Here is a 2994-nt window from a genome sequence, read left to right as displayed (position 1 = left end):
TGATGAGGTTCAATTTAGAATGTCAACATTATTGAGTGTTGATTTGTTAGGTGAGACAAGGATTTATAATATGATTGTCAAACAATTTTGTGAAGGACCAGCATTTGCGTGTAATACGAATACATTAATAGGGAAGAATCAATATCCTGTTAGTATTGGTAATAATACAGGAGTTACAGGCATTGCAACAGTCGGTAATATTGTAGATATTGATCATATATTAGATAATGATCCTTTAACATATGCTAGCATTAATATTCCGGTGGGAGCACTTAGTACAGCGACAATAGCTATTCACAAACAATTGACACCATTTAGTGTAGGAGCATATGTTTCTTTTGATGTTGAATTTACAAGTTTGATTAATGTAGCTGTTCTGCCTAAACTAAAACTTCGATTATTAAGAAATAATGCACAAGTAGGGATTATAGAAGGAAGCAATTTCCTTTTGGGAGCAAATGTCGCGACCAACATCCGAAAGACATTAGGATTTAAAGCGCCTGCCGCATTTGATGAAATACAATTAATTTATGAACAACCTGTAGGAATTTCGTTAGGAACTATTAAGATATACGATCTATATCTCCTGAATCCATGTCAAAATCCAATTGATTGTAGTACTAATCATCCTATTGAAAACACACCTACTCATCCAGTTGTTATTAATCAGTTTAAAACAGGGTTAGAAGGTATTGTTTGTGCTTTATGTAGTGTAAGTAATTCTCAAAATTTGATTAGTCCTTCTACTACAGATTATGCAACATTAAGTTTAGGTATTGGTGTTGCAGGAAAGGCAGGAATAAGCGTGTTAGATTTAACAAATATTTATCCAACTGGTACTAATGTAGGATTTACAATTGCAGATGTAGTCGGTATTGTAAAATTAGATCTTTTAGAAACATTTTTTATTAAAACTTATTTAAATGGCAATTTGCAAGAAACAATAGCAGGAACTGATTTATTAGATTTATCTTTACTGGGAATAATAAATGTAGGTACGGGTCAAACAAATTATGGCTTTAAAACAACCAAACCGTTTAATGAAGTAAAATTTGAAATATCTTCTTTAGCAAGTGTAATTAATACTATCAATATATATAATCTAAAAATAGATGTAAGTAATCCAACTGCGAATGATGGAAATCTAATTTGTCAAAATAATGTATGTGTTAAACAAGGTGATTTTTCAACTGCAGGTATACCATCTACAGGTATAGGAATATCGTCTTTAGCTTCTCCAAGATCAACATGGCCTGCTGATGTGCCAAATGGCTTTGTTGTATTAGAATCTAAGGATAAAGGTTTTGTCATTTCGAGAGTATCTAATCCAGCAAATGTACTACAACCACAGGAAGGAATGTTAATTTATGATACCAGTGCGAGTTGTATCAAATTGTACAATGGAGCGACTTGGAAATGTATATCAAAATCTTGTAACGAATAATGGTTTTAATTATGAAAAATCTTGTTTATTTTATATTAATTTTAAGTGGTTTTTCTTATGCTCAAGTTGCAATAGGAAAAACAAACGTTGTAGGTTCAAATACTTTATTAGATTTTGATCAGAGTCCTACAAATTCAAAAGGCATTATTTTACCTGCTGTAACCAATACTACAAATGTATCACCTACTAATGGAACATTTGTCTTTGACATTAATACAAAAAAGGTACGTATGGTTGAAAATAATGTATGGAAAGATCTCAGCGATATAGGAAATACATCAAACCTTATTTCAAATACATCCAATGATATAGGAAATGGGGTCATTATGGGTGCTGAAACTTCTGCAGCAACAGGTATTTTAGTATTAGAGGCTACGGATAAAGCCATGGTATTACCAAAAATTTCGAATCCTCATTTGACCGTCAAAAGTCCCTATGCAGGAATGATGTGTTATGATACAGTGAGTAAAACGCTCGCTGTATTTGATGGAACAAATTGGAACTATTGGAAATAAAAATTTGAAGTTTCAAAATTAAAGAATAAAACCTAATGATATTTTTTATATTCATTGGGTTTTATTTTTTAATGAATGTTCATTTAATTACAATAATGTTTTATCACTATATTTATTAAAACAATAACTATGAATCGCTTCGATTATAAATTCCTTAAATATAAAATAGAATTTGAAGTTTGTCCTGAACATAATGAAAATCCCAAATTTATTGAAAGTGCTAATGGTTATAGTATTATAGCTTGTTGTGAAAATTTTAAAACTAAAATGATTGAAAAATCTACTATTTTAGTTAATGAACAAACTCTTAAAAATCTAGACGAAATTTTAAAAAAAGCATTAAAATAATAATTTGTTTTTTCCTTAATTACTAAGAATCATTAAAACGTATTCTTTATATTTTGAATTTTACATAATTTTATTGATATCTATGAGTTGCGATTTATTATAAAATCTATCATTTATTTTTTTAATTCTTTTGTAAACTTGAGGCATCCAACTAAAATTAAGAAATTCAAAATGTTATATTCAATGTTCTCATTGAATTCCAGACAATGTTTTTTTTAAAATCTACAAAATTTTAATAAATTAAATCCTATAACAATATTCGATATATAAATTTGAGAGGTAGAACAGAAGAAGAAATTATAGATTTGCTTGTAAAAGGAATTCATGAAGTTAATTCAAGTTTTCCTTATGAAATTATTTCAAAAGAAACCGAAGCAATAGCACATAGTATAGCTATGGCTAAAAAAGGTGATTTTGTAGTTGCTTTAAGTGATGTGGTAACTAATGCAATAGAAGTTGTTCAATATCATTTAGATCAAGAGATTAAGAATAATCTCTAATATTTTCTCTTTATTTTCTAGCAATCAAAAATCCCTTAAGTTTAATAAAACTTAAGGGGTTTTTGATTTTACAAGAATTAATTTATTCTGCTAATGGGTTGATTTGGTCTGCAGTAGGAAAATCTTGTCCAGTAGTCCCAATTGTTTTATTCAGTTCAAATTTTGCTACATCCGACATTGTAGCTCC

Annotated in this window: 3 protein-coding genes and 1 pseudogene; all 4 read left to right on the top strand. The window is 29.1% G+C overall.

From position 1 onward, the window contains the following. A pseudogene (locus B2217_RS16125) lies at positions 1-1444 on the top strand (hypothetical protein); the annotation flags it as partial. A gap of 11 nt (positions 1445-1455) precedes the next feature. Next, positions 1456-1959, top strand: coding sequence for a hypothetical protein (locus tag B2217_RS16120; protein WP_115002034.1), 504 nt, complete (start codon positions 1456-1458; stop codon positions 1957-1959). 129 nt (positions 1960-2088) lie between these two features. Next, positions 2089-2307 (top strand): hypothetical protein, encoded by a 219-nt coding sequence (locus B2217_RS16115; RefSeq protein ID WP_180906538.1) that lies wholly within the window; start codon positions 2089-2091, stop codon positions 2305-2307. A 272-nt stretch (positions 2308-2579) separates the two neighbouring features. Next, positions 2580-2807: a hypothetical protein gene (locus tag B2217_RS16110; protein WP_180906539.1), complete on the top strand. Its 228-nt coding sequence runs from the start codon at positions 2580-2582 to the stop codon at positions 2805-2807. The last annotated feature ends 187 nt before the right edge of the window (positions 2808-2994 follow it).

Origin of the sequence: Empedobacter sp. UBA7620 (assembly GCF_002484185.1) — a bacterium.
Lineage (GTDB): Bacteria > Bacteroidota > Bacteroidia > Flavobacteriales > Weeksellaceae > Empedobacter > Empedobacter falsenii_C.
The sequence above is the reverse complement of the archived record's forward strand: the minus strand, read 5'-3'. Positions and strand labels throughout refer to the sequence as shown.